We start from the raw sequence: 1,507 nt of genomic DNA, 5'->3' as shown, positions 1-1,507 counted from the left end.
ACACCGACCGACGGGATGGTTTCCGTTTCCGTCTGGCTGAGGCTGGTCACCTGATGCACCCGGTCGGCCAGCACCCCCACCAGCGCCTGTTCGCCGTGGGCCATCAGGGTCAGCACCACGATGCGCCGCTCCAGCGGGTCGGCGACGGTGCCGCCGTGCGGCATCCCCAGCAACCGCTGCAAATCCACCACCGGCACCACCTTGCCCCGCATGTTCAGCAATCCGCGCACAAACGGGCGACTGTTCGGCACCACCACCAGTGGCGTATCGTCCAGAACCTCTAAAACCTGCGCGGTTTCAATGGCAAACAGCCCACCGGCCAGCGTCAGGGACAGGACGGAGAGCATCTCGTCCTGACGGTCTTCCTGTTCGTCGTCAATAATGGCCAGAGTGCTCATCATGCGGTCTCCTGCACAGCCATGGCCGCGTCCTGACCTTTCTGCCCCAGGGCGACCAGACGGGGCACGTCAACGATCAGCGCCACCGACCCATCCCCCAGAATGGTGGCGCCGGAAAACTCGCGCACATCGGACAAAATCTTGCTGAGGGATTTGATCACCGTCTGGTGCTGGCCGATCACCTGATCAACCACCAGCCCGATGCGTTCGTTGCCAAAGGCGATCACCACCACCTTCTGGTAGGGGTCCTTGTCGCCATCGGCATGGAAAATGTCGCGCAGGTGCAGGAACGGCACCAGCGACCCGCGCAGGTTCAGGAAGGCGCAGCCACTGTCCGCCGAGGCCCTTGCCGCTGACAGTTCGACGCATTCCTCAATCGCCGCCAGCGGAATGACATAGCGGCCACAGCCGACCCGCACCAGCAAGCCGTCAATGATCGCCAGCGTCAGCGGCAGCCGCAGGGTGATGGTTGTTCCCTCACCCACCGTGCTGTTGATGTCGATGGTGCCGCGCAGAGCATCAATGGTCCGCTTGACCACATCCAGCCCGACCCCGCGCCCGGAAACGGCGCTCACTTCTTTGGCGGTCGAAAAGCCGGGATGGAAAATGAAGTTCAGGATGTCGCTGTCCGACAGCACCGCATCCGGGGTAGTCAAACCACGCTCTTCGGCCTTGGCCCGGATTGCCGCCCGGTTCATGCCGCGACCATCATCGGCAATGGTGATCAGGATTTGACCGCCGGAATGCACCGCCGCCAGATGAACATGCCCGCCAGCCGGCTTTCCTGCCGCAAGACGCTCGTCTGCCGTTTCCAGACCATGGTCAACGCAATTGCGGATCAAATGGACCAGCGGGTCGTTCAGGCGTTCGATCACCGTCTTGTCCAGCTCGGCTTCGTCGCCTTCGGTGCTCAGCGCAACCTCTTTGTGCAGCGATTGCGACAGATCGCGCACCACCCGGCGGAACCGACTGAACAGGGTGCCGATCGGCACCATGCGGATGCCCATGGTGGTATCGCGCAGATCGGCTGACAGCCGCTCGATGTCTTCGCTGATCGCCCGCAACAGGATGTCGTCACTGCCCGCCGCCAGCTGGCGCAGGCGGGCCTG

General features: G+C 63.3%; 2 protein-coding genes. Both read right to left on the bottom strand.

Annotation, left to right across the window (positions count from 1 at the left end; genetic code table 11):
* On the bottom strand, positions 1-401 hold a 401-nt coding region (locus BW995_RS20180), incomplete at its 3' end, for a chemotaxis protein CheW (protein WP_175617144.1).
* On the bottom strand, positions 398-1,507 hold a 1,110-nt coding region (locus BW995_RS20175; protein WP_139333027.1), incomplete at its 5' end, for a chemotaxis protein CheA. The genes BW995_RS20180 and BW995_RS20175, both read right to left, overlap by 4 nt.

Origin of the sequence: Insolitispirillum peregrinum (assembly GCF_900156605.1) — a bacterium.
GTDB classification, from domain to species: Bacteria; Pseudomonadota; Alphaproteobacteria; order Rhodospirillales; family Rhodospirillaceae; genus Insolitispirillum; species Insolitispirillum peregrinum.
Note: the sequence above shows the minus strand (reverse complement) of the source record. Positions and strands in the feature narration are given on the sequence as shown.